Origin of the sequence: Oceanobacillus chungangensis (genome assembly GCF_003369565.1) — a bacterium.
Taxonomy (GTDB): domain Bacteria; phylum Bacillota; class Bacilli; order Bacillales; family Amphibacillaceae; genus Oceanobacillus; species Oceanobacillus chungangensis.
The window spans coordinates 12,487-37,980 of the sequence record NZ_PIOD01000020.1 but is presented as its reverse complement, the minus strand read 5'-3'; the positions used below and the strand labels follow the sequence as shown (position 1 = coordinate 37,980).

26 protein-coding genes and 2 pseudogenes are annotated in these 25,494 nt (G+C 35.4%); 14 read left to right on the top strand and 14 right to left on the bottom strand.

Annotation, left to right across the window (positions count from 1 at the left end; all coding sequences use genetic code 11):
- Positions 1 to 38: 38 nt before the first annotated feature.
- Entirely contained in the window at positions 39 to 3,125 is a 3,087-nt protein-coding gene (locus CWR45_RS15080; RefSeq protein ID WP_115750691.1) for an efflux RND transporter permease subunit, read from the bottom strand.
- A 101-nt stretch (positions 3,126 to 3,226) separates the two neighbouring features.
- Between CWR45_RS15080 and CWR45_RS15075 the strand changes: the two genes are divergently transcribed.
- From CWR45_RS15075 to CWR45_RS20345, 5 genes are all read left to right on the top strand, one after another.
- Positions 3,227 to 4,060, top strand: a complete 834-nt coding sequence (locus CWR45_RS15075; protein WP_115750690.1) for a TetR/AcrR family transcriptional regulator — start codon at positions 3,227 to 3,229, stop codon at positions 4,058 to 4,060.
- Between the two features lie 358 nt (positions 4,061 to 4,418).
- On the top strand, positions 4,419 to 4,772 hold the full coding sequence (locus CWR45_RS15070) for a hypothetical protein (protein WP_115750689.1): 354 nt from the start codon (positions 4,419 to 4,421) through the stop codon (positions 4,770 to 4,772).
- 160 nt (positions 4,773 to 4,932) lie between these two features.
- Positions 4,933 to 5,925 (top strand): ketoacyl-ACP synthase III, encoded by a 993-nt coding sequence (locus CWR45_RS15065; protein ID WP_115750688.1) that lies wholly within the window; start codon positions 4,933 to 4,935, stop codon positions 5,923 to 5,925.
- Between the two features lie 149 nt (positions 5,926 to 6,074).
- Positions 6,075 to 6,947 carry a DMT family transporter gene (locus CWR45_RS15060; RefSeq protein WP_115750687.1) on the top strand — a complete coding sequence of 291 codons (873 nt, stop codon included), beginning with the start codon at positions 6,075 to 6,077 and terminating at the stop codon, positions 6,945 to 6,947.
- A 122-nt stretch (positions 6,948 to 7,069) separates the two neighbouring features.
- Positions 7,070 to 7,195, top strand: coding sequence for a hypothetical protein (locus tag CWR45_RS20345; protein ID WP_281271862.1), 126 nt, complete (start codon positions 7,070 to 7,072; stop codon positions 7,193 to 7,195).
- 437 nt (positions 7,196 to 7,632) lie between these two features.
- On the opposite strand, the gene CWR45_RS15055 is transcribed toward CWR45_RS20345, so the two are convergent.
- Both CWR45_RS15055 and CWR45_RS15050 read right to left on the bottom strand, forming a co-directional pair.
- Positions 7,633 to 9,021, bottom strand: coding sequence for a M24 family metallopeptidase (locus CWR45_RS15055; protein ID WP_115750686.1), 1,389 nt, complete (start codon positions 9,019 to 9,021; stop codon positions 7,633 to 7,635).
- 96 nt (positions 9,022 to 9,117) lie between these two features.
- Positions 9,118 to 9,885, bottom strand: a complete 768-nt coding sequence (locus tag CWR45_RS15050; protein WP_115750685.1) for a DeoR/GlpR family DNA-binding transcription regulator — start codon at positions 9,883 to 9,885, stop codon at positions 9,118 to 9,120.
- Between the two features lie 273 nt (positions 9,886 to 10,158).
- Here CWR45_RS15050 and CWR45_RS15045 point away from each other — a divergent pair, with 273 nt between their 5' ends.
- The 7 genes and pseudogenes from CWR45_RS15045 to CWR45_RS15015 all read left to right on the top strand — a co-directional run bounded on the left by CWR45_RS15045 (position 10,159) and on the right by CWR45_RS15015 (position 16,910).
- A complete protein-coding gene (locus CWR45_RS15045) occupies positions 10,159 to 10,530 on the top strand; it encodes a DUF956 family protein (RefSeq protein WP_115750684.1) in 372 nt (123 codons plus the stop codon).
- A gap of 260 nt (positions 10,531 to 10,790) precedes the next feature.
- Positions 10,791 to 11,765: a mannose/fructose/sorbose PTS transporter subunit IIA gene (locus tag CWR45_RS15040; RefSeq protein ID WP_115750683.1), complete on the top strand. Its 975-nt coding sequence runs from the start codon at positions 10,791 to 10,793 to the stop codon at positions 11,763 to 11,765.
- A 26-nt stretch (positions 11,766 to 11,791) separates the two neighbouring features.
- Positions 11,792 to 12,598 carry a PTS mannose/fructose/sorbose transporter subunit IIC gene (locus tag CWR45_RS15035; protein ID WP_115750682.1) on the top strand — a complete coding sequence of 269 codons (807 nt, stop codon included), beginning with the start codon at positions 11,792 to 11,794 and terminating at the stop codon, positions 12,596 to 12,598.
- Positions 12,599 to 12,617: 19 nt separating this feature from the next.
- Complete coding sequence (locus tag CWR45_RS15030) at positions 12,618 to 13,529, top strand: PTS system mannose/fructose/sorbose family transporter subunit IID (protein WP_115750681.1); 912 nt, start codon at positions 12,618 to 12,620, stop codon at positions 13,527 to 13,529.
- Between the two features lie 188 nt (positions 13,530 to 13,717).
- Positions 13,718 to 14,734, top strand: a complete 1,017-nt coding sequence (locus tag CWR45_RS15025) for an oxidoreductase (RefSeq protein WP_115750680.1) — start codon at positions 13,718 to 13,720, stop codon at positions 14,732 to 14,734.
- A gap of 357 nt (positions 14,735 to 15,091) precedes the next feature.
- On the top strand, positions 15,092 to 16,228 hold the full coding sequence (locus CWR45_RS15020; protein ID WP_115750679.1) for an acyl-CoA dehydrogenase family protein: 1,137 nt from the start codon (positions 15,092 to 15,094) through the stop codon (positions 16,226 to 16,228).
- A gap of 31 nt (positions 16,229 to 16,259) precedes the next feature.
- Positions 16,260 to 16,910: pseudogene (locus tag CWR45_RS15015) on the top strand (AAA family ATPase).
- Positions 16,911 to 17,210: 300 nt separating this feature from the next.
- Here the strand turns inward: CWR45_RS15015 and CWR45_RS15010 are convergent.
- The 9 genes and pseudogenes from CWR45_RS15010 to CWR45_RS14970 all read right to left on the bottom strand — a co-directional run bounded on the left by CWR45_RS15010 (position 17,211) and on the right by CWR45_RS14970 (position 24,178).
- Positions 17,211 to 17,660: a nucleoside deaminase gene (locus CWR45_RS15010; protein WP_115750678.1), complete on the bottom strand. Its 450-nt coding sequence runs from the start codon at positions 17,658 to 17,660 to the stop codon at positions 17,211 to 17,213.
- A 309-nt stretch (positions 17,661 to 17,969) separates the two neighbouring features.
- Positions 17,970 to 18,605 carry a LysE family translocator gene (locus CWR45_RS15005; RefSeq protein WP_115750677.1) on the bottom strand — a complete coding sequence of 212 codons (636 nt, stop codon included), beginning with the start codon at positions 18,603 to 18,605 and terminating at the stop codon, positions 17,970 to 17,972.
- Positions 18,606 to 18,761: 156 nt separating this feature from the next.
- Positions 18,762 to 18,878: an SRPBCC family protein gene (locus CWR45_RS20510; protein ID WP_425453635.1), complete on the bottom strand. Its 117-nt coding sequence runs from the start codon at positions 18,876 to 18,878 to the stop codon at positions 18,762 to 18,764.
- A 179-nt stretch (positions 18,879 to 19,057) separates the two neighbouring features.
- Positions 19,058 to 19,282, bottom strand: a pseudogene (locus CWR45_RS20165) (universal stress protein); the annotation flags it as partial.
- Between the two features lie 660 nt (positions 19,283 to 19,942).
- Positions 19,943 to 21,490 carry a PH domain-containing protein gene (locus CWR45_RS14990; protein ID WP_115750675.1) on the bottom strand — a complete coding sequence of 516 codons (1,548 nt, stop codon included), beginning with the start codon at positions 21,488 to 21,490 and terminating at the stop codon, positions 19,943 to 19,945.
- Positions 21,468 to 21,992 carry a PH domain-containing protein gene (locus CWR45_RS14985; protein ID WP_115750674.1) on the bottom strand — a complete coding sequence of 175 codons (525 nt, stop codon included), beginning with the start codon at positions 21,990 to 21,992 and terminating at the stop codon, positions 21,468 to 21,470. Before CWR45_RS14985 ends, CWR45_RS14990 begins: the two co-directional genes overlap by 23 nt.
- A 111-nt stretch (positions 21,993 to 22,103) precedes the next feature.
- On the bottom strand, positions 22,104 to 23,033 hold the full coding sequence (locus CWR45_RS14980; RefSeq protein WP_115750673.1) for an ABC transporter ATP-binding protein: 930 nt from the start codon (positions 23,031 to 23,033) through the stop codon (positions 22,104 to 22,106).
- Entirely contained in the window at positions 23,033 to 23,722 is a 690-nt protein-coding gene (locus CWR45_RS14975) for an ABC transporter permease (protein ID WP_115750672.1), read from the bottom strand. The genes CWR45_RS14980 and CWR45_RS14975 overlap by 1 nt, the downstream gene beginning before the upstream one ends.
- 33 nt (positions 23,723 to 23,755) lie before the next feature.
- Positions 23,756 to 24,178, bottom strand: coding sequence for a DUF4064 domain-containing protein (locus CWR45_RS14970; RefSeq protein WP_115750671.1), 423 nt, complete (start codon positions 24,176 to 24,178; stop codon positions 23,756 to 23,758).
- Positions 24,179 to 24,362: 184 nt separating this feature from the next.
- Here CWR45_RS14970 and CWR45_RS14965 point away from each other — a divergent pair, with 184 nt between their 5' ends.
- Together CWR45_RS14965 and CWR45_RS14960 are read left to right on the top strand one after the other, a co-directional pair.
- Positions 24,363 to 24,668, top strand: a complete 306-nt coding sequence (locus tag CWR45_RS14965; RefSeq protein ID WP_115750670.1) for a DUF2089 family protein — start codon at positions 24,363 to 24,365, stop codon at positions 24,666 to 24,668.
- Complete coding sequence (locus tag CWR45_RS14960; protein WP_115750669.1) at positions 24,661 to 24,945, top strand: hypothetical protein; 285 nt, start codon at positions 24,661 to 24,663, stop codon at positions 24,943 to 24,945. Before CWR45_RS14965 ends, CWR45_RS14960 begins: the two co-directional genes overlap by 8 nt.
- Before the next feature lie 153 nt (positions 24,946 to 25,098).
- Here the strand turns inward: CWR45_RS14960 and CWR45_RS14955 are convergent, their stop codons facing one another.
- Together CWR45_RS14955 and CWR45_RS14950 are read right to left on the bottom strand one after the other, a co-directional pair.
- Positions 25,099 to 25,242 (bottom strand): aureocin A53 family class IId bacteriocin, encoded by a 144-nt coding sequence (locus tag CWR45_RS14955; RefSeq protein ID WP_115750668.1) that lies wholly within the window; start codon positions 25,240 to 25,242, stop codon positions 25,099 to 25,101.
- A gap of 66 nt (positions 25,243 to 25,308) precedes the next feature.
- Positions 25,309 to 25,452 carry an aureocin A53 family class IId bacteriocin gene (locus tag CWR45_RS14950; RefSeq protein WP_115750667.1) on the bottom strand — a complete coding sequence of 48 codons (144 nt, stop codon included), beginning with the start codon at positions 25,450 to 25,452 and terminating at the stop codon, positions 25,309 to 25,311.
- Positions 25,453 to 25,494 lie beyond the last annotated feature (42 nt).

The following is a 25,494-nucleotide window of genomic DNA, read 5'->3' as shown; positions in this document are numbered from 1 at the left end:
AAGGTAGCTTATTTACCTTGGAGGGCTCTGTTTAAGGATTAATTTTCTTCCTCGTCTTTACGGTTTTTCTTGAATAGTTTGGACAGGATCTCATAGGCAATTGGTACAACAATTAATGTTAATAATGTTGAACTTACTAGCCCACCAATTACGGTGATTCCAAGACCCTTCGATACTAAACCGCCGCCACCAGCTGAACCAAATGCTAATGGAACTAACGCACCAATTGTTGCGATTGCTGTCATTAAGATTGGACGTAAACGTGTGCTACCCGCTTCCAGGATTGCTTCACGCATAACTAAGCCCCCTCGCTCCATTCGAACGATTCGGTCTACAAGCACAATAGCGTTCGTAACAACAATACCTATTAACATCAATAGTCCCATCATAACCGATACAGAAATGGTTTCACCAGCGATCAATAGACCAACAAATGAACCAATTACCGCAAATGGTAGTGAGAAGAGAATTGCAAATGGAGCAACACCTTCACGAAATGTTACAACAAGGATGAAGTACACAATTGCAATTGCTGCAAGCATCGCAATACCTAGCTGTGTAAATGCTTCATTCATATCTGCAGTTACACCAGCAACCCCTACTGTTACACCTTTAGGTAAATCTAAATCATCAATTGATTCCTCTACTTGAGAAGATGCTTTTGAAACATCCTCATCAAGAACCGTTCCAGAAACAGTTGCATAATATTCACCTGCGCTACGTGCAAGTGTATTTAATGTTATCCCTTCCTCTACTGTAACAAGCTCAGAAAGTGGCATTGTCGTACCCATTGCAGTTGGTACTTCTGTTTCTAACATCTCATCAACCGATTTCGGTTGTGCAGCCTGTTCTTGCTGGACAATTACTTCCAGTGTATTCCCATCCTTTTCGACAGTTGTTAATACTTCTGGAGCTGCATTCGGGTTCAACATCATAATAATTTGCCCAGTTGTTAACCCATACTGTAATAATTCATCTTGTTCAACATTGAATGTATATTCTACATATGCATCCTCGGCTGTTGAAGAAACATCGTCTAAACCGTCATTTTCATTCATCACATCTTCTACCATCATTACAGCTTCATTAAGTTTATCTAAATCTTCGCTGTAAAATGTGTAGCTAATTTCATTGGCAGACATTCCCATTGATGAGAAGTTCTGGCTCTTCCATTCGCCAGACTGGCCAATGTTAAACACATAATCCTCAATTTCCGTGCGCACTTCTGGGAAGTCATCCATTTCCGGATCAAAAATAAGATACATTAATGCACCATTCGATCCACCACCCGACATTGCTACCATTGGGTCAGCACTATCTGTTACTGATAGTTGCAGGATATCAATATCATCACGCTTTAATAACTCTTCTTCAACCACTGCAATATTCGCTAATGTATCTTCCTCGAGTTCACCAGCTTCAGGCGTGTATGTTAGATACATTACTTTTTCTTCTTCACTGCCTAGGAAACTAAAACCGATTAACGGTGTTAGCGCTAAGCTACCGACTAATAAAATAATCGCAATCGCTGAAGTAATAATCTTATGATTTAGCGACCAGTTAAGCATTCCTTTATACCAGTTCGCCAATTTTCCAGCTTCTTTATGGCTGCTCTCTGTCTTCTCATTGTATAATTTTTTCTTAAACAAGGTATGAGACAGTACAGGAACAATAGTAATTGCTACAAGTAATGAAGCAATCAGTGCAAATGACATCGTTAAAGCGAATGGCATAAATAGCTCACCAACCATTCCACTAACGAAAACAAGTGGCGCGAATACCGCAATCGTTACTAATGTAGACGAAAGGATTGGCTTGAACATTTCAACTGTTGCTTCACGAATCAGAGCTCGCCCAGTTAATTTCTCTGTTCTTAGGTGTAGCCTTCGATAAATATTTTCTACAACAACGATTGAGTCATCAATTACACGACCGATTGCAACTGTAATTGCTCCAAGCGTCATCATGTTTAATGTAATATCCATCCAATTCAGTATCAATAATGACATAAAAATAGATACTGGAATGGAGATAATAGAAATAATCGTTGATTTGAAATCACGTAAGAATAAAAGAATGATTAATACAGCAATTAAACCACCAAACAACGCTTTTTCAATCATCGTTGCGACCGAAGATTCGATTGGTTCCCCTTGATCTAACGATATATCAATGACTAGTCCTTCATACTTTTCCTGTTCTTCTTTAACTAAGTCTTTTACATCATTTACAACGTCGACTGTGTTTGCTTGTTGATCTTTGACAATCTGAATCGCGATTGCATCATCACCGTTTGTACGTGAAACGGATTCTACTTTACCAACCACTTCAATTGTTGCGATATCACTTAGGGTTACGAATGGAGAAGGATTTGCTTCCGTCGGTTCTACCGGAATCATCATTTCCTCTAGCTCTGCTGCTGTCATGAACTTACCGTCAATTGCAACAGCTTGTTCCCCTTCTTCAAACTCATAAAGGCCTAATGAAACTGCAAGATCACTTGCTTGGATCATTTCTTTTACATTATCTTCTGAAAGGCCAAGCTCCGCCATTCTCTCTTCATTATAAGTAAGCTCTACTTCTTCTATGTGTTGACCAGTTATTGTTGCAGAAGCAACACCATCGATTTTCTCGATATTTGGAACAATTACTTCTTCTACTGTTGATGTTAAGTCAACAATATCCTCCGATTCACTACTAACACTCAATGCCACAACAGGCATCATGTTCATGCTAATTGACGTAATCGTTGGTTCTTGTGCATCCTCTGGCAGTGTCACTGTATCAATCGCCGATTCTAAAGCACGCTTTGCTTCATCCATATCAATGCCATAATCGTATTCCACTTGAATACTAGACATATTAGAATATGAGTTTGAATAAACGGCTTTCACGTCATCAAGACCTTCTACTGCCTTTTCTATCGGCATCGATACATCATCCATCACTTGCTCAGGAGTTGCTCCAGGATAGACACCCATTACCATTAAATAAGGAATGGAAATATCTGGGATTGTTTCAGTTTTCATTTGCGTACCGGAATAGATCCCAGATACCGTAATGATGATTGTTAGCAACCATACTGCTAATTTATTTTTTAAGACAAAATTTACTAAACCTTTCACCTCTACACCTACCTTAAATTGACTTATCTTTCCCAATTACTTATAATAATTGACTAACCGGTCAATTGTCAACTCTAAAAGTAATAGGAGAGAAAAACGATATGATGAAAAAACAATTAATAATGGATAAAGCATTAGAGCTTTTTGCGGATCAAGGATTTGAATCCACATCCGTTCAACAAATAACGGAGAAATGTGGTATTTCAAAAGGGGCGTTTTACTTATCCTTCAAATCAAAGGACGAGCTAATTTCAGCAATGATAGACCATTTCATGGAAGATATAATTAAAGAAATTGACCGGGTAGTCAAAAATACAAATAATGAAGAACTTCTCTATATATTTTACTATGAAACATTTCAATCCTTTCAGAAGCATTCCGATTTCACTAAAGTTCTTATCAAAGAACAAACTCATACGATTAATAAAGAATTTCTCTTAAAAATAAGCTACTACAATAGCTTAATAGAGGAAACGATTTTATCAATGATTGAACGTATATATGGAGATAAAATAAAAGAAATAAAGTATGATCTACTTTATTGCATAAAAAGCTTCATAAGTATTTATTCGGAACTGAAGCTATTCTATAGTGCTCCACTCGATTTACAGTTTCTTGCTGAGTCATTTGTGGAAAAGACGAATTTACTCGCAAAGCATACTACTATTCCATTGATTTCAGAAGAAGTAATTCAAGCAATGAAGCATCCATTGAACGAAGATGTAACAATAGAAAAGCTACTCGAAATTATTGAGCAAACAATAGATGAGATGAAAGAATCAATTGAAAAGGAATCATTGGTTTTACTAAAAGAAGAGCTGATTGAACCAGCATTAAGTCCTGCAATTATTAAAGGATTGATCGAGAATGTTCGAAACAAACCCGAATGCAAATGGATCTCTTATTTACTTCAAAACTATTATTCATTTTCATAATAAGGAAGGTCGGTATATCTTGATCTACTGACCTTCTTTGTATTGAAAAACTTTTCTATGAGAACCATCAGTTATGAAACTATGTTCATAGTCCCGCATTTGTTGGTTACCCTTAAATGAAGAAATTAGGCACAACCATCACCAGCCGTTACATACTCCTTATTTTTCCCACACCTACTATCTATAAGATGAACTAATACATCCTCTCCTACAATGATAAATTACAAAAGCAATCCCACTGAATAGAGTTTCTTATTTTAATTGTTAAAAAATCAAACTATTTGTTAACAATAGAAAATTTATGCCGATAATAATATAGTACAAAAGTAGGTTAAAATGGCGAAAGGATGTGGAAAGAATGGCAAATGAAGGATCTTACACAATGAAGGTAAATCAAGGAAATAAAACAATTGATATGACGGTGAGTGGCTCATTTACACCTGAAAAGGCAGAAGAATTCGTTGCAGATTATAAACGCATCGTTGCTGGGGTTAAAGCAAATGAATACACACTAAAATTTGATTGCAGGGATTTAAATGTTGTAACACAAGAGATGATACCTCCTTTAGAATTCTGTATGAAATTATATAAAGAGTCTGGATTTGAAAAAGTGGAAGTTGGCATCAAGAAAAGCGCAATTATTAAAATGCAATTAAATCGCATAGCGCGTAGTGCAGGCTTAACTAATTTCGAAGTTGCAGAGATTTATTAGAAAACTAAAGTTTAGCCAAGCTTTTAGGTGACAGCCTTAACTGCACTAATATAGTAAGTTACTTTCTTACTTTAATCAAAATAAAAAGCAAGATTCAAATCGGATCTTGCTTTTTATTTCAGTATCATACATAAACAAATATAGGAGCGAGTTGAAAACAATGACTAATATTAGAATAAACGCTGTAGAAATTTATCATCCAGAACAAATCGTCGATAATGCTCGCTATATCGAACATTTTAAAAACAAAACAGGAAAAGACATTTCGAACTTCTTAGAAATAATGGGAAGAGAAGAAAGATATGTCATTGATAGTCCTGACGAAAATTCCATAACGATGGCAATTGAAGCATCGAAACGAGTGCTTGAAAAGTCAGGATTAACAGGAAATGATTTAGACATGATTGTATTTTCCACTCAGGTTCCTGAATATACAGTTCCTACCAATGCTATGTTTGTCCATAATGCAATTGAGGCACGAAAAGGTACAGTGATTTATGACTTGAATGCGAACTGTGCAGGTATGACAATTGCTGTAGAACAAGCATCACGATACATGCTGTCTAGTCCCCATGTAAATAAAGCATTAGTAGTCGGATCAGATTATCTTTCTTTACTTGGTAACCCCGATGACGCTATGACACTCGCAAACTTTGGTGATGCTTCTTCTGCTATTATTTTGGAAAAAACAGAAGAAGAGAATACTGGTTTCATTGATGGGATGTTTGAAGTAGATTCGTCTAATCGCAATAACATCTTATATCCTGAAAAAGGGTTGTCCAAATCCCTAAAAGACGGCGAGAATTCGGACTATATGTTATGGCACCCATTTGATGGTACGATGTCACTACCTTATGTCTATGAGCAATTTGAAGAAATTCTAAACCGGAATAACTTAACAATTGATGATATCGATAGCTTCTGTCTATCTCAATTTGCTCTAGTCAACATCGAAAGAATGCAAGAACGATTTGACATCCCCAACGAGAAAATCGTCTATGTTGGAGATAGGTATGGATACACAGGGACAAGTAGTCCTTTCATTTCACTTTACGAAGGAATTGAATCTGGTCGAATTAAACGAGGAGATTTAGTATTATTTTGGACAATTGGCGGCGGGCATGAATTCGTTACAATGTTATTTAGGTACTAGATATCCCATACATTTTTTTACAACGAAGGCTTAAACAAAGCCTTCGTTTCTCTTCTCTAAGCAATTCTCTCCATTTTATTAATAGTGATATCTCGACCTGCACATGATAAAATAAAATCTTGGATTTTATCATAGGAAGGATGGAAGATTTGTTAAAAGCATATGCTTGGCTTACTTTTTGTGTAATGGTATGGGGCAGTAACTTTGTATTTGGAAAAATTTTAGTTCAGCACTTTTCACCGACCCTATTAACCACGCTTCGACTTTTATTCATTGCACTTTTACTTTTATGTTTATCCTTAAATAAAAAACAATTTAAACGCGTGAACACAAGAGACTTTTTTGCACTTGCTATTTTAGGGGTAATTGGTGTATTCATTAACCAATGGTCTTTTTTCATGGGGTTGCAAACAGCTGATTCTACAACATCTGCATTAATTCTAGCAACCACCCCGATATTAACTGGATTTCTGGCTGCTATTTTTCTAAAGGAAAAGTTTACCATTCGTATGCTTGCAGGGTCAGTGATTGCACTTATCGGTATTTACCTAGTCATTACTAAGGGGAGTTTCACTTCTTTACATTTTGAAAAAGGATTATTATGGATTGTCATAACGATGATTACATTCGCCATTATGATTATCATGACAAGACATTTCTCAAGCAGAATTGATCCACTGACTATCACTTTATATTCGAATATCATCGGCTTTGTTATCTCCATTCCGTTTGCATTTACCCTAGACAATCCATTAAGAATGAGCACTAGTCTGCCTGATTGGGCGTTTCTTATCGGTACCGCAATCGTTGTACACGGCATCGCAACGCTGATATGGAATCAAAATATTCGATACGTCGATGCATCGAAGGCATCCATATTATCTAATTTAGAACCATTTGTAGCAATGATCATGGGATTAATTATTCTATTCAAGCCAATAACCATAACAGAAATCCTAGGATCACTCATCATTGTAGGCGGAGTACTGCTATCAGCATACACGAAAGTGAGTAAGATTTAGGAGGCTGTGCGTTTGGTGCCTGTCACTTCCCGTGTTTTTTCGAACTTCCACCTTAATGTTAAAGGGTACATTATTCATGTACGATTTTTGATAATATCCAATTCTATAAATGAGGTGATATTGTGACAAATCAGGATAAAGAAAAACCAAAAGACAGTGACTCTCTTGAGCAGGAACAGAAAGAGAAGGATTCAAAGAAGGATGTTGAGCCACAACGTGAAACGGATTCGAAACCACAGGAAAACTAATGTTTTAAAAATAGCCAACTGAAACAATATAGGAACAGAACATCCTAGCCTTACATTCTCAAAGGTTAGGGTGTTTTTTATATGATTATTTAAAACTACCTTTACAGACATCCTCGCCAATCCAGTTTACTTTCCTGTTAACGAGTAAGATGCAAGGTATTCAAGGTATCTCCTGCATACCCTTGAATAGTACTTCTTGATTCGATAACTGTCCCGTTACAACCCTACGCAGCCAGCAGAGTTTATCCATTAGTACTTGAGAAATATGGGATATGATTCGCTGTTGGAATTATAGAATTAATTTATACTAACGAAATAGCTTGACCTAGTTATTTGAAAATTCCCTCTGATAAACAAGTCTTTTTTAATAAGTTTTGGTATAAAAAATCACACCTGAACGGTGTGATTTTTTTGAGGAAATTCCCTATAATAATAGTTTACTTACCTTTCTCAACCGCAAGTACATTTTCTGAACACAAAAAGAAAGGACGATAATACCCCAGGGTACTTGTAAGAGGTAAGACTTCTGGTTTTAAATGAATATTCAAGTTCTCTTTAAGGTAGTTCCGACGTGATTCAATTCGTTCCCATAAATCAGGATATTCTGTTTGGATTTCTTGAATAAGATTTCTATCTGCTAAAACAATCGTGCTTTCTGCCGAAACTCCATGGAATCCTTCATGAACTGGAATAAAATCCACTTGGAATATATTCCCACTTTGAACAATTGCAACTGACCCTTTATAAAATGGTGAACTCAGCCATTCTTCATCTGCAGTTAAGTGCCCAGGACATAATTCCCAACCATATTTACTCTGAGGATAATATTTAGCAAAGTTATCATAGAATTTGCCACCAGTTATACCAATGGAAATGTTATTAAGCCACCAGTTATAAGCTTTAAAGTAAGGAATTACAACTTCATCAAGATAACCGGGATCAACATTTTCCAGTTCTTCGAGGTTGGATACAGCATAACCTGAACGACTTGATAAACCACCTTTATAACTAACTGTTAATGCAACTTTATCTCCTTTTTTAAGTTGGCGATTCGTTGGATAAAGGTTTGCTTTTATAAAGCGATCTCCAAAGGCCGAGATGGTTATCACATTTTGGTATTGACCGTCACGATTTAATAAATCCCCTATTTCTGTTTCCTTGACCCCTTCTTCCAGCGCATTCATAGCTGATAAGACTGCATCTGAAGCTAGTGAAGCACCATACTCATAACGAGCAATTTCATTGGAGTTATTTGTTACGCGTGCCCCTTTTCCTGGATGCATGTAAATTTGTGTCGCATTTACTAATCTGTCCTTTCCTACCACTTCAGCTAAAGCATCAATGATAAAAGCAGGCAGATCAAACCTCTGATGGAAGTCATTAAAGTCATTCGATAATAGCTTCCATCCTACTACTCCCACTTTTTGTGAAGTATCAAAATTTACTTGGCGCAAATAGTGTGCTAATGGGCGAAAATCACCCATTGGTTGATTTGGCAGGGAGAAGAGTGGGCACTGAACCCCCTCGCTCTCTACACGGGAAAACTTCACCTTGTTGTAGTTTTCATTTCCGAGCAATAACGTAGAACTGCCATCTTGATTTAGTATTTGTAAACCTTCTTCAAAGCGGGGGATAAATCCAGTTAAGTATTCAAAGTTACTCCCATGTTCTTTATCAGCATAAATAACTAACGCGCTTAGGTTTGCTTCTTGCATCAAGTTCAAAATTTTCTGTTTACGCAATTTAATTGTATCATCACTCAATAAAATCGGTTCACCTGAATTATCAAGATTTGGGATTAAGGCTTCCTTAACAATAATATTCATGTTTTATAATTCCTCCTACCTGAATTTAAAATTAATATATAAAGATATTTCTGTTAACCCTCACGCATGTCTAACCACCGTTAGTTATGATTTTTATTAATTAGCTGATACAATTTCAGTAATTTCTTTTATATCTTGATATGTCTTTTTGTCTAATTTGTTATCAGTAACAATATAATCAAAATCACTTACGTCTCCAATTTTATAAAGGAAATTGAAATTCCCTCCAAATTTACTACTATCTGCTACAAGAATTTTACATTTTGATTGCTTCATAACTGCTCTTTTTGTAAAGGCATCATCATTATCTAGTAGAGTAACTCCAGACGTAACACTAATTCCTTCAGCTCCTATTAAACAATAATCAAAATTAAAAGATTGAATATATTCACTAGCTTGAATACCTAAAAATCCTTTAGAAAGATCTCGATATTTTCCTGGAACTGAATGCAAATTTATTTCATCATAGTTTGTGAGTGAATTCATAACTAACAATGAGTTTGTATAGAATGTACAATTTTTTATGTTAAATATTTCTTTTGCTGCTGCGAGGGTGGTTGTTCCGGTTTCTATAAAAATTGAACTACCAGGTGTAATAATATTATTGCAATATTTTCCAATTACTTTTTTCTCATTAATATTTACTAATTCTTTTATAGACATTGGTTTTTCTACAATACTATCTTCCTTATATGTCGCACCTCCATAAATTAGATGTATTTCACCTCCCTTTGCTAATTCATTTAAATCTCGACTAATCGTCATCGTTGAAACACCAAATTTTTCAGCTAGCTCTTTGGAACTTACTTCACCACTCACTTTTATCATTTCTAATATTAATTTTTGTCTTTTAGTCTGTTTCAATCTTAAGACCTCCAAATTAATGCTAAATACATCTTTTTTAAATACCAGACTTACTTATATCAGGGTCAAAAGTTCTAACGATTATAAATGTAAACAAAGTATAAAATAGTTAATATTTTTTAGCATAAAACATCCTTACACAACAAAATAACATTTATGTGAAATAATAACAACAGAATCTAACATAAATACCGAAAAATGTTTACTTGTGTGTTTTTGTTGTGTATAATTTAGTTGTAATCAATTAAATTAAAAAGAAATGGAGTAGGTCGAATGGTCCAATCAATCAATTCAAAAGTTGCTTTAGTAATTGACGCAACCTCACATCTGGGACTTCCAGAGTATGGCAAAATCATGATTGGAGACAAGGGTTTTGAATTTTACAATAGTCGCAACTCTCAAAAGTTTATTCAAATTCCTTGGGAAGAAGTTGATTACGTGATTGCTTCAATTTTGTTCAAAGGGAAATGGGTTCCTCGTTATACTATTCAAACGAAAAAGAATGGAATGTTTACATTTTCTTCTAAAGAGCCAAAAAAAGTGTTGCGAGCAGTTCGTGATTACATTGATCCTAATCACATGGTCCAATCACTAAGTTTCTTTGATGTAATCAAACGCGGCTTGAAGAGCATTTTTAAAAAATAATTGTAATATTTACAAACAGTTTTATCTATTTAAGGTTAATCGCTTCAAAATTGAAAGCGCTTATTGTTACGTCACTCTTTTAAGTGTAGTAAGTTAAGATTTTGAGGACTATTAGTTTCATTGCTCTGAAGTGTTGACGTACAATCTATTGAGTTTTTTAATCATAAAGAACAAATGCTACATAATAATTTCGGTTACAGGTTCTTTTGAACTTATATATATTATTAAACTGTAACAAATTTTATAAAGGAGGTAAAAAGATGGTAGGAATTATCCTTGCAAGTCACGGTGATTTTGCCAATGGTATCTTGCAATCTGGAGAGATGATCTTTGGAAAACAAGAAAATGTAAGGGCTGTTATACTTATGCCAAGTGAAGGGCCTAATGATATTAAGGGAAAAATGAAAGAAGCAATCGCCTCTTTCGACAATCAAGATGAAGTATTATTCTTAGTCGATCTTTGGGGAGGAACCCCTTTCAACCAAGCTAATGGCTTGTACGAAGAACATAAAAACAAATGGGCAATTGTTGCTGGCTTGAACTTGCCGATGTTAATTGAAGCGTTCGCATCACGCATGTCGATGAACACAGCACATGAAATTGCGGCACATATTTTGAACACAGCCAAAGAAGGCATTAACCTATTACCTGAAGAATTACAGCCAAAAACACCAGAACCAGCTACAGCTGCGGCTAAACCGTCAAATGCTGGTGCACCGGGTAAATTTAAATATGTGTTGGCACGTATAGACTCACGTTTACTTCATGGACAAGTCGCAACTTCTTGGACAAAAACTACAAATCCTACACGGATCATCGTTGTATCAGATGTAGTTGCTAAAGATGAACTTCGTAAGAAATTGATTCAACAAGCTGCTCCACCAGGAGTAAAGGCACACGTTGTTCCTATTCATAAAATGATTGAACTTGCAAAAGATGATCAACACTTCGGTGGTCAGCGCGCATTGCTTCTATTTGAAAACCCGCAAGATGTGCTTAGAGCGGTCGAGGGTGGCGTTCCGTTGGAGACAATCAATGTTGGTTCGATGGCACACTCTACTGGTAAAGTTCAACCGAATAAGACATTGGCCTTTAACCAAGATGATATCAATACTTTCATTGAGTTGAAAAAACTTGGTTTGAAATTTGATGTACGTAAAGTTCCAGGTGATTCAAAAGACAACATGGACGAAATTCTCAAGCGGGCCCAAGCAGAGATAAAAAAAAGATCCTAACTACATGAGATAAAGGAGGATAAATCATGGATTTAAGTATTATTCAAATAATATTAATCTTAATCATAGCATTTTTAGCTGGCGTGGAAGGAATTTTGGACGAATTCCATTTCCATCAACCCATTATTGCCTGTACGTTAATCGGCTTAGTTACAGGGAACTTAGTACCTGCTCTTATTTTAGGTGGTACCCTTCAATTGATTGCTTTAGGTTGGGCAAATATCGGAGCTGCCGTAGCACCGGATGCCGCATTAGCATCAGTAGCATCTGCAATTATATTAGTTTTAGGTGGACAAGGTGAAGCTGGTGTAGCTTCTTCAATCGCTATTGCTGTTCCGCTTGCAGTTGCAGGTTTATTATTAACAATCATCGTTCGTACGCTTGCAACAGGTATCGTACATTTGATGGACGCTGCAGCAAAAGATGGAAACATCAGACAAATTGAAATGTGGCAAATTATCGCCATCTGCATGCAAGGATTACGTATCGCTATTCCGGCTGGATTAATTTTAGCTGTTGGTGCAGGTCCAGTTAGATCTTTACTTGAATCTATGCCAGTTTGGCTTACAGACGGTTTAGCAATCGGTGGGGGAATGGTTGTAGCCGTTGGTTATGCAATGGTTATTAACATGATGGCTACAAAAGAAGTATGGCCATTCTTTGCAATCGGTTTCGTATTAGCGACTATTTCTGAAATCACACTTATTGGTCTTGGTGCTATCGGACTTTCTCTTGCACTTATATACATTTCACTTTCTAAAATGGGTGGTTCTGGCACTGGCGGGGGCGGCAACACTGGTGACCCTCTAGGCGATATTATTGATAGTTACTAAGAAGGAGGTACAGATAAAAATGGCTGAAGAATTAAAATTGACTAAAAAAGATCGTATTGCTATTTGGTGGCGTTCAACTTTCCTCCAGGGCTCTTGGAACTATGAACGTATGCAAAACGGTGGTTGGGTATATTCAATGATTCCCGCAATCAAAAGATTATATAAAACAAAAGAAGATCGTGCAGCTGCACTAGAACGGCACTTAGAGTTCTTTAATACTCACCCATATGTAGCCTCACCTATTCTTGGAGTAACATTAGCACTTGAAGAAGAACGTGCAAATGGTGCTCCTGTAGATGACGTAGCAATTCAAGGGGTTAAAGTTGGTATGATGGGACCTTTAGCAGGTATCGGGGATCCAGTTTTCTGGTTCACAGTTAAACCGATTCTTGGTGCATTAGCAGCTTCACTTGCTATGACTGGTAACATCCTTGGTCCAATTATTTACTTTGTATTTTGGAACTTAATCCGGATGTCATTCATGTGGTATACACAAGAATCAGGTTACAAAGCTGGTTCTAAAATAACTGAAGACTTATCAGGTGGCCTACTTCAAGATATTACGAAGGGTGCATCCATCCTTGGTATGTTCATCCTCGGTTCATTAGTTAACCGTTGGGTATCGATAACGTTCACGCCAATTGTATCCTCAGTTAAGCTGAGCGAAGGCGCTTTTATTGATTGGGCAAATTTACCTGCAGGATCAGAAGGAATTAGAATGGCGCTAGAACAGTTTGCTGCTGGTCTCTCGTTGAGTAATGTCGAAGTAACCACTTTACAAGACAACTTGGATATGTTAATCCCAGGCTTAGCTCCATTGCTATTAACACTTCTGTCCATGTGGTTGCTCAAGAAGAAAGTTTCACCAATCGTAATCATCCTTGGATTGTTTGTGGTCGGTGTTGTTTTCCACTTATTGAACATAATGTAATAAAGTGAGACTCTAAATAACTATCCAGAGGAAATTTCTACCCTTACGTTTATTGTAAAAATAACGCGGCCGCCTTTTTAGGTTGGCCGCTGTCTTTTAGACTGTATAATCTTCATACAGGTGGTAAAATATGGTTTGTTAAGTATAAAGAAAAATATTATTAATAAATATATTTTAAGGGGACTGCTATGTTAAAGATTGGTTTTATTGGAAATGGAAAGAGTACGAATAGATATCATCTACCATTTGTTCTACAAAGAAAGAATATTAAGGTAAAAACAATTTATCAAAGAAACCCAGAACGAGAAAGTTGGGATAGAATTGCAGGAGTAAACTATACTTCTGATTTAGATGAACTATTAAATGACAAGGAAATTCAGATCATAGTGGTTTGTACAAGAATGGACAGTCACTATGAATACACAAAATTAGTATTAGACCATAATAAGCACTGTTTGGTTGAAAAGCCTTTTATGGAAACCTCAGAGCAGGCAAAAGAAGTATTTGCAATAGCAAAGGAAAAAGGATTAATTATTCAGCCGTATCAAAATAGACGTTTTGATAGTGACTTTTTAACAGTTCAAAAGGTCATTGAAGAAGGTAAACTAGGCGACTTGCTTGAAGTGGAAATGCATTTTGACTATTATCGCCCCGAAGTACCGGAGTCTTCTCATACTTTTAATCCTGTTGAGTCATTTTTGTATGCACATGCTACTCATACACTAGATCAGGTTATCAGTTATTTCGGCAAACCGGATAATGTACACTATGACGTAAGGCAATTACTAGGACATCAGAGAATGAATGATTATTTTGATTTAGATTTATATTATGGCGATTTAAAGGTATCTGTTAAATCCAGTTATTTTAGAATTAAAGAGAGACCTAGCTTTGTCATTTATGGCAAAAAAGGATGCTTTGTGAAAAAAACAAAAGATCGTCAGGAAGAACATTTAAAGCTATTTTATATGCCTGATAATAAAGATTTTGGCGTGGATACAATAGAACACTATGGTGTACTGACATATATTGATGAAGAAGGTACCTTGCACGAAGAAAAAGTGAAATCCGTAAATGGCGATTATGGAAGAGTATATGATGAGTTATATGAAGCCATCATAAACGGAAAAGAAAAGACTATTACAGACGAACAGACATTGCTGCAAATGGAAATGCTAGAAACAGGAATTAAAAACCTAAAGTAAAAGTAATACCTGATTCTATTACAAGTTCTGGATAACAACTTAGCAAGCTAAGAAACTAGGATTAGCCTAGAACAAAAACATTAAATGCCTATGTTCCATTAGCAATTGATTATTATCGTTATTCTACTAGTACAACCCGCACGCAAGAACTGATATAATCTAAAAAATCTTATAGAGATAGTTTTCTCTATAAGATTTTTATTGCAATCAATCAATAATAATGAAAAATTCCTCTATACCTATTAATTGAATTTTCTCTCCATCAATGAAATAATATGCTTATAATTCCAACTAAGAATATAAGAATTGAAGAATTGAAGAATTAGAGATACCTATTTACTTAATGGAGGGATTCTAATGAAATTAACAGATCTTAAGACTAGCGAGAAAAGAGCAGATTTATTAAGGGAAACTGTTAAGCCCTTTACAGAGCGAGCAGAGCAGCATGATGCGAATGGAACCTTCCCTTATGAAAATTTCCAAGAATTAAAAGCAATTGGGTACCCCGCATTAACGCTTCCGGAAAAACATGGTGGGTTAGGGATAACGCTTACGGAAATGCTACAGCTCCAAGAAATCATTGGCAAGGCGGATGGTTCGACAGCGCTCTCTATTGGTTGGCATATGGGGATTTTGAAGCATCTAGGTGAGAACAATATATGGAATACAGAAAAATTTGCAACAGTCGCCCGTGATGTTGTCGTGGATGGAGCCCTGCTAAATAATGCTGCATCAGAGCCCGCAACAGGCAGTCCTACTCGTGGTGGAAAGCCAGAAACCTATGCAAAGGCAGACGGTCAAGGATGGATAATTAATGGCAGAAAGACGTTTACAACACTCGCACCAATCCTCGATTATTTTGTTGTAAGTGCGTCGATTGATGGAACAGATGAGGTAGGGAATTTTCTAATAAAACGCGAGTATTCAGGGGTAAGTGTAGATGAAACGTGGGATTCTATAGCCATGCGAGGTACAGGAAGCCATGATTTAGTGTTAGAAAACGTGCATGTCGCAGAAGACGACCTTGTTGAGCGCATTACTCCAGGTATTAAACAGGCAGCTGGATGGCTACTTCATATTCCCGCTTGCTATCTTGGAATCGCCCTTGCCGCACAGGATTATGCTAATCAATTTGCCCGAAGCTACTCGCCCAATAGCATCTCAGGAACAATTTCCGATTTTCCAAATGTGAAACAAAAAATGGGCGAAATGGAACTTGCAGTCTTAGAATCGAAGCATTTTCTCTATTCTGTTGCTAGGAAATGGGATGAAGGTGATACAAATATAAGGCAATCGATGGGACCAGAGCTAGGCGCTGCAAAACTCTCCGTTGTTAATAAGGCAATTCATATTGTCGATTTAGCAATGCGTATTGTTGGGGCACGAAGCTTATCTGAAAAAAATCCATTACAGCGATATTACCGTGATGTCCGAGCAGGATTGCATAACCCACCAATGGATGACATGACTATCATGAATTTAGCTGGAAAATAGGGGATGCCTGGCACTCCTCTATTTTTGTCTTATGAATTCCCAGAATGTGAAAACCTATATCGCACTAAACGTAAGAGGTGATGTCTTGATTATTTGGATTAATGGAACGTTTTGCGCTGGAAAAACGACGACTGCCTATGAATTGCAGTAGAGATTACCTGATTCTATCGTATACGATCCCGAAAGATTCGGACACGCTCTCATGGCGAATATTCCTAAAGAGATTTTAAAAGTGGATTTCCAAGATTATCCATTGTGGCGTGAAGCTAATTACAAGTTGTTAAAACAAATCACCGAAGAATACAACGGAACCATTATTGTGCCAATGACGCTGACAAATAAGGACTACTTTAATGAAATCATAGGCAGGTTAAAGAAAGATGACATAGAAATAAAGCATTTTACATTAACAGCTTCTAAAACAACGATACAAAAACGACTAAGAACAAGATTCGAAGGGAAAAATTCATGGGCATATTTGCAAATTGATAATCGTCTAGGTCTATTATCAAATAATATGTTCAAAGAACATATCCTAACAGACAACATGTCAATAGATAAGATTGTTGAGGCAATTGCAGCCAGCTCCAATATAGCGTTACTACCTGACAAGCGCACAAAGGGCAGGAAATTTATAGATAGGAATTTGATTAAATTTAAAGAGATAGGCTGGTTTAAGTAATTTCATCGTCTATAACGTTTCGACTGCGTCTATGCTAACGTAAGATATCGGCAATTTTCCAGATTTAGCATTTCGCCAGTATTTCTAAGCGTTAAAAAAATCTTTAATGCATTAATTCCAATTGGTAGTTTTCCTATCTTCCAACCAAAAGAGCGAGTGCCTTTATTCAGCAAAGCAATCGCAATTTTAGGTCTATATTCTTTTATTATCTTATTAAGTAAATGAACTATTTTACAAAATCCGATAAAGCGTAAATTGTCTTATCTCTCTCATCGTTAATTCCACATATTCTCAATTCTTTTATCGCTTCTTCCATAGCTTCATTGGATTTTCTTGCCCGTCATTCAATGGCATTTGTATCATTGAAAGAGAGCGTTTTTCTCTTGATTCCTGTAATTCTTTATAAATTATTTTAGATTTTCCTAATCCTGCTTCATCCGCATCCTCAACTGAAGCACAATAATATACTTTTTCAATTCCAGCAAAGTACATTGCCGTTAGACACATTGGACAAGGTTCTCCACTTGCGTACATTGTATAACCAGATAAATCATTCGTTTGTAGCTGCTCTTGTGTACGTCGGATAGCTAGTAATTCTGCATGCCCACTAATATCATACGTTTTGTGCAGTTCATTCACACCTTCAGCTACTATATTGTTATTTTTAACAAGTACTGCACCAAAAGGCTGGCCACCATCACGAACATTTTCTACCGCTAGTTTTACTGCTCGCTCCATGAATATATCCATTTAAATACCTCCACTCTGTACATTTTCAGTAAAAATAAGATTATTGTTATTGTAATTATAATGGAACTGCATATTTTCTTACACCTTTATTTTCGTCTGCACAAACTGAAAAATAATACTCACACTATTTTTAAAATGCTAATCTTTTCCTCTTCCAGCCCCTCTTGCTTTTCTTTTCTAATTCCCAGCTATTCGATATAGAACTCAAATACTGATTCCAACTCCCTATAATATTCAATCAAACGTTTGTTTGAATCCTAATATCCTTTCATCTTCCCTGTAAATAAATCGCGGAGGAGGAACCAACCCTTATAAATAGGAAAGTAATTGAGTTATAAATTCATAGCCAAAATAAATACTAAATCCAAATAAGAGAATTGCAGCGATAATTGAAACCCATTTTAATATCATTTGGTTTACAAATCGCCTTGTGTAATGAATGATACTCATCAACCCGATGTCATGGATTAAGATTCCAACTAGAATTCCAGCCGCTACAACACTAAAATGCACTCCATTAACATTATTTAAGGAAGATACTAATAATGGACCGAATATCCCTACCCAAAAGACAATATTCGCTGGTGAAATTGCCATGAAAAATCCCGAGGAGAATGCCTTTAATAATGACCGCTTCGGTGCAGTTCCACTAAAATCAACTGGCTTACCGGATTCTTTCAAACTATCAATCCCAAGTATCAGCAGAAAAACAAAACCGACTAGCCACATGACCGTTTCAACTATTGGATGTGTTAGAAAATGCGAAAAGCCAAAGTAAATCAATGTAATTAGCGTCAGATCAATCGTCATTCCCCCAAGTCCAACGAACCAACCACTAAGGAAGCCGTTTCGCAGTGCCTGCTTCACCATTTGCACCGTCATTGCACCCGGAGTTAAAGATAAAGCAAGCCCAAGTAAAATATAAGTAAATAATGCCGCTATCATAAGATGCTCCTTTCTCGAAACAACCCCAATTGAGGTGATGTATAAATATACATTATATAGAATAAATAATAATTACACAATTGAAAACAACCAAATAAATAAGAGAAGCACTCTAATTCGTTAAACTACGGCATGTTAAAGATAAACACTAATTTTCTAGGCGAAAAACCACTTTCGCATCATTTCAGGATTCAGCCATGCATCAAACACACTTTCTGGTGATACGTTAAAGTTACTTACCATCGTTAATGTCGTTGTTGAATAATTATTCATTCCATTGCTCCTAAATTTTAATGTTAAAGTTTATTTTTTCTCTTCATACTCATTCAAATTATATCGAAAGAATTCATTTCTTCAAAACCTTAACCTATGTATTCTTTATAACAGAGAAATAAAAGAACGCATTTTGATAAAATCTCTATCAAAATGCGTTCTTTTTTATTTATATTCTATCATTCTGGTGTTCGGATAACTAAACACATCACACTTAGCAGAGCGTATGATTGTTTCAGATACAGAACCAATAAATAACGTTCAATTGTAATAAATCCTGTTGCACCACAAATAATTAAATCAGCACCAACAGAGTCAGCAATCTCGTTCGTGATAACTGTTCTTGGTGATCCATATTCAATTACTGCTTTTACGTTTCCAACACCCTCAGCCTGCGCGCTTTTTAGCCATTAACAAGTTATTCTGATGTGCTGTGCATCGCCAACACTAGCTCGGCCATCTTCTTCTGAACCATCGACAGCTACTACAATACATTTATAATAATTCTCTATTTATCATTACCCCTTTTGTTCTATCAATAACCTTCTTCCTTCTATGGCTCTCGGGTGTTTAATATTTTTATAGAATTTTTTCAGAATCTCATATTATTCAACTCTTAAAACTTAAAACGTTACCACCTATGGAATTCTAACAGTGTATGACCAGCTTAGACCACGAATATTTTTGCCTATGGTGACACGCTTTATTCCATGTTTAATTGGCAATTACAATGCCAGTGGCACTAGCAATAAGCTTGAACAAGTATGCCAGCTGGAGAACAAGCTGATTATAAAAATTGAAAAGATGAAGACGCAGCAGATGAACAAAGCAATCTATGTGATTCAAAAGTATCCCCAAAATTTGGACAAGTGTTGAAAAAGTATCAGGATACTGAAAGCAAATTAACTCACCTGAATGAGACGAAGAAGGAAAGTGAGAATGAAAAATCTATTAATAGAGAGTCAAAGAAAACAAAAGAAAAAAACCTGGAATTGAGCATATAACAATCGCTTATTTCAGGTTCTTTTTTATTGAAAAATACGCTAACCTAGAAGCTCAATTACTTAATGGTACAAATTAGTATTATTCTGAAGTTTATTTGGAATTGTTAACTCTGTAGAAAAATTCTTTCCCTCTATATACCATGATTGGCATTGAAGCGCTATTTGTAATGGAATGTCGTGAATAGTAATAACTTTAGTTGGTCTGGATCGTATGGTAACTTTTAATGAGGCTAGACCCATCTTCCTTTGAATCATTGATTGAGACATCATTAATCTTTCAATTTTGTCTCTCTTCGTAACAAACATTCTTGTGGCTATAGAGCCTTTTTTTAGTTGGAGAAACGATTCGTTGAGAGCGTAACCACTAAATAAACCACTTAATATTTGAGAAGTGATTGTAAATACGAAAATCAATAATGCAATATACCAAAAACCCGGGATAAAATAATAAATAACTAAAGGGAATAAAAGCCAAGCATAAGTCGTTCGTAATAGCTTTACAAATAAAGACTGCTTCGGAATGTTAACTATATTTTTCGATAATTCTATTGTTGGTATAACTTCAGGTATTAATTTGAACGCTTTACTTCTTTCAATAAATGGAAATAAAACATTAGAGGCTTTAACATCCTGATCGTCTGTATCAATAGAACTGATTAGTTTTACGTTTACTATATTCAATACCTTATGGATGAAACCACTATTAATACTCAAAGCCTGAATTTTATCTTTCGGTATTGAAAAATTAGTTTTGCTTCCTTTCCCCTTCTCAATATAAATCCGATAAGGATCAGAAGTGACTTTTAACCCCCCGTATTGTAGATACGTTTTTAGCACTCCATATACCATTGAACAAACTAACAATAAAACTATCCCTACACTTAGCATTGTCACAGATGATTGGAAGTAATTTAGGATTTTATTGACATGTTCTTCAATAGAAAAGAATTGGCTTAATTCCGAATAAATCGTGTAAAGAACGGTTAGAAAGAAAAGTAGCCTTAGAGAAGTTAGAGAAGCAATAAGAATTTCACTTAACTCTATTTCATAATGTATGTTTTTATCCAAAGAATTTCCTTTCAGTTCTTCATCGCTGATTTCCTCTGTGTATTCTTCTTTACTTACGTTAATATTGCCAAATTCAGAGAGTGTTTTCTTTATATTGGATGCTTCCTTCAATGATATCATTTCTAATTTTATTGATGTATTTTTATCACTAGATCCAACATCTATTAATAATGAAGTTAGTCCAAGTAATCGATGAAAGAAAGAAGTATTTTGATTTATCCCTTGGATGTTCTCCAATGGAAAATATCGTTTCATCGTAACAAATTTCCCCTTGTTAATAAAAAGCTCTTCCCCGTTAAGGTAATAAGTGAAATGTTTCCACTCCAATATCGTTGTTCCTATTTGATATACGATAAATAATCCAATTAGGCTAAATCCATAAATTGAGAAAATAGAATTAGAGGAAATATCTAAAACCATAAAAACAAATATGATAAATAAAATTAAACTCCTCATCGATTTAAAAAGTTTGAAACCAATCCACGAGGGATGCAATTTCTTTAAAGTGAGCGATTTCTCATCCACGGGTTTGATCTCCATTGGTATCCTCCTTTTCTTTATATAGCTCCGTCAAAGAAGCAATATAATTACGGATTTCTGAAGCCTTTTCCTCCGGAAGATTAGGAATCTCGTGAACATAACCAACGGTCCCAATTTTTATAGCCGCCAACTTATACCTTTTTAAAATGGGCCCTTGATAGGTATCAACAAAATACACTTTATCCATAGGGATAATCATGTGTGTTTTTTTGATAGCTCCCCCGTGTTTTAGTTGTATACAGTTGCTGTCAATTTCGTATCTCCAGGTTTTTTGTTTATAAACCGGTAGAATGATAAGTTCTATTATTGCGGAGACACATGTAACTCCTATCAATGAGTAGATGACAGCACCTATCCAGAAATCCCACTGATAGGAATAATGTAGATACAGAAGAAAAGTTAAGGTAACCAAAAAAATGATAATACTAATGGTATCTGTTATTCTCCATACTTTTATGGCATCGGGCGAAATTTTTTGCGTTGGTTCTTTAAGTACGTACATTTTTAATCTCTCCTTCACCTATATTTAAATGCCTATGTAGAAACTAGATGCACAAATGCAAACCAATAATCGTAACCGATAGACTGCCAAATTTATCTAATCCAAGTATCATTAAGCACTATGTTTCTTTTCTCCCAAATTTAAAAAGATTTCTTCTAAAGATGGTTCTTCGACTTCCAATCTATATACACTAATATTTTCGCTGACTAAATAGTTATTAATTTTAGGTATGGCGCTTTCATCTTCAATGTGAAACTCCGAATGATCAGCAGCAATGTTAACATTTTTTACAAATAAACCCATATCGTTTCGTAATTTACTTTGTTTAGTTTCTGATATTGATTCATGTTTAATATATACAGATATATTATCTTGATATTGTTTCCGTAATTGCTGCATATTCCCTTTAATCTGGATAATTCCTTTGTTCATAATAGCTATATCATCACATAGTTTTTCAACTTCATCTAAGTTGTGCGATGTTAAAAAAATGGTTGTACCTTGAGCGGATACTTCTCGGATCAAGGAATGGATATTTAAAATTGAATTTGCATCCACACCGGATGTGGGCTCATCTAAAAATAAAAGATCGGGTTTATTTATTAAAGCTTGTGCAAGACCTAGCTTCTTTTTCATTCCGAATGAAAAGTTCTTTGTTTTTAGATTAATGGCATCCTCCAATTCCACCTTCTTTAGAATATCCTTTAACTCCTGTGTAGTTAAAGAGAGCCGCAAAATTTTACTATAATATTTTAGGTGATCTAAAGCTGTATAAGTCTCGTAAAAAGTAGAATAATCAGGTAGTACACCTATTCTATGTCGTACTTTTTTTAAGGAATTTCCTTCCTCCCCTAGGATTTCGAAGGAACCGGATGTTGGCCTCGTTAACCCTGTAATCATATTGATAAATGTAGACTTCCCGGCTCCATTCTTTCCTAAGAAACCAAAGATACTGCCTTTCTCTATTTCCAGATTTAGATTATTAACTACTGTCTTATTACCGTACCTTTTAGTCAAATCCCAAGTGCTGATTGCTTTCATTACAAATCTCTCCTCCTAAATACAATTAAGCTTAGTATCAAATACATAAAAGTAAAAATTGCAACAAAATAAGTGTAGTACGTATTTTCATGTGTGTAGTAGAAATAGGGAGTGAGGTACGAGATAAATTTAATAATTAGGTTTTCTGAAAACATACCCCATATACCTAAGATTGGTAAAACAATTGAAATGGTGATTCCTAGAAACATTGTCAAAGATGGATTTCCAATAATCGTTGAAAGAAATATTGTTAAACCAACGAAATAAGAAACAAATATGATGCTCTGAAAGAATTCGGAAAAATAAAACGCCTCAGAAAAGGGAATAATCAACAATAAAGCAGTAATTAAACAGATAATCCAGAACAAAATATTTCCTAAGAACTTCCCTAGAATTATATTATCTCGGGAAGTTTTAGTAGCTAAAAATCTAATCGTTCTTGAGTCGATTTCCTTATTTACGATACTGTGGGATATGCTGGTAACAAAAAGGGGGCCTGCCAAAAAAAGCAGTATCATCAAACCCCCAACAAACGCATTGTCCCCTAACCCCAAATCCCTCAACTGCGTCTCAAATTGACTTATTAGCTTAGCTGACCCGGCTGTAACCCCAAAAAGAAAAATGATAATGATGATTGACCTGGTACTTTTAAATAGTGACGTAAATTCTTTTATAGTTATAGCAAACATACAATCTCCTCTTCTCTTTTCGAATGAATAGTTTTAGGCCGCTTTCCTGATTTTTTTAGTGCGCACTGTGGATGTTATACCTGCGATTAGATATGCCCAAGACGCTACAATGCCCACAATTAAAGTAAGAATTGTGCTAAGTATTGCCGTAGTAATTAAAATTTTACCTGCTGCATTAGATTTAATGTCTCTTTTAAGTAATACAATTGAAACAATTCCTAAAACGGCACATATAAGTGAGATAACCCCGAAATATAATACTCCATTCTCCAGAAATGTAACTACCTGTCCAACCGTCACCTCTGTTATATTTTCATCAGTTAGAAATTCCTGTGCCAATTCTTCTGTTGCTGAGCTGTTCTGCATATTACCATAGAAAACTAGGCTGCCTACAAACAAAAGACTAAACAAAATAACCCCTATTAAAGAAAATAAAAATTCACCTGTACGTTTCATTTTTAACGCCTCCAAATTAGTTTTTGTAATTATCTTGACATCACCTTAACATAAAGTTAAATGTAAAATCAACTATTTTTTTAATATTATTAAAGAATTATTAAATAAAGTTTATATCTTTACTCAAAATTACTTTCATTTAATTAAACGGTGTGCTATATTATAAATGTGAGGGGGAATATAAATGAATAAGGATGAAATACCAGCTTGGATATTATCCTTGGATAATGAGGATATAGAATTTATTAGAAAATTCGTATTAAGCTCTGGATCATTAAAACAGATTGCTAAAGGTTACGGGGTTTCTTATCCTACTGTAAGAATTAGACTAGATCGGATCATCCAAAAGATTGAAATGAATGTGGATTTAGAAAAGGAACCATTAATTAGCTATGTTAAACAACTAGCTATTGAAAATCGTATCAACTTAGATGACGCGAAGAATATCATTGAAAAATATAAATCTGAAAGGATGAACAATAATGAATGAAATCGTATCTATTCTATTAATTGTAGCAACCTTAGCTTTACAGTACCTTTTATCATCTCGAAATAATGTTTATTTGGGAGCTATTGTTCCCATTCTATTTGTGGCTGGCTTAACCTGGATGCTAATCACTGACCGGATTGAAAGTATTCTTGCTTACGTTTTATTTCTTATCGTTGGACTCGTTTTTCTTCTACAACAATGGTCTCATGGTCGGAATACGCTTCGCAAAAATAGACAAAGAGAATTAGATAAAATGAAAACACATGATATAAAATAAAACTTTAGGTTTAATATCATATTTTTGTGGTATGATATATATAATTGGAATGGGCTTACAAAGGGATTGATTATATCTCCAAAGCAATTACCTTATAAAAATAAGGGATAGAGGTTACGACTCTACCCCCCATGTAGTTTATAAGAGAGTTTATTAAACTCTGGCATTGATGTAATCAATGATGTATTGGACTCCAAAACCTTGAAGGATTAGTTCCATAACTCTTGCTTTGTTAGCCCATGCCCACTTCGCTGCTGCTGCACCCAATTGTGCTACTATTCTTAGAAAAACCACCATTTTTTTCACCTCCTGTTAAGAGATAGAGATTACGACTCTACCACTTATGTAGTTTAAGAGCGTTCGTTAAGCTCTGGCGTTAATGTAATCAATGATGTATTGGATCCCAAAGCCTTGAAGGATTAGTTCCAAAACTCTTTCTTTGTTAGCCCATGCCCACCTGGCTGCTGCTGCACCCAATTGTGCTACTATTCTTAGAAAAACCACCATTTTTTTCACCTCCTTCAAATTTCGTCTACATAGTTGATAGAG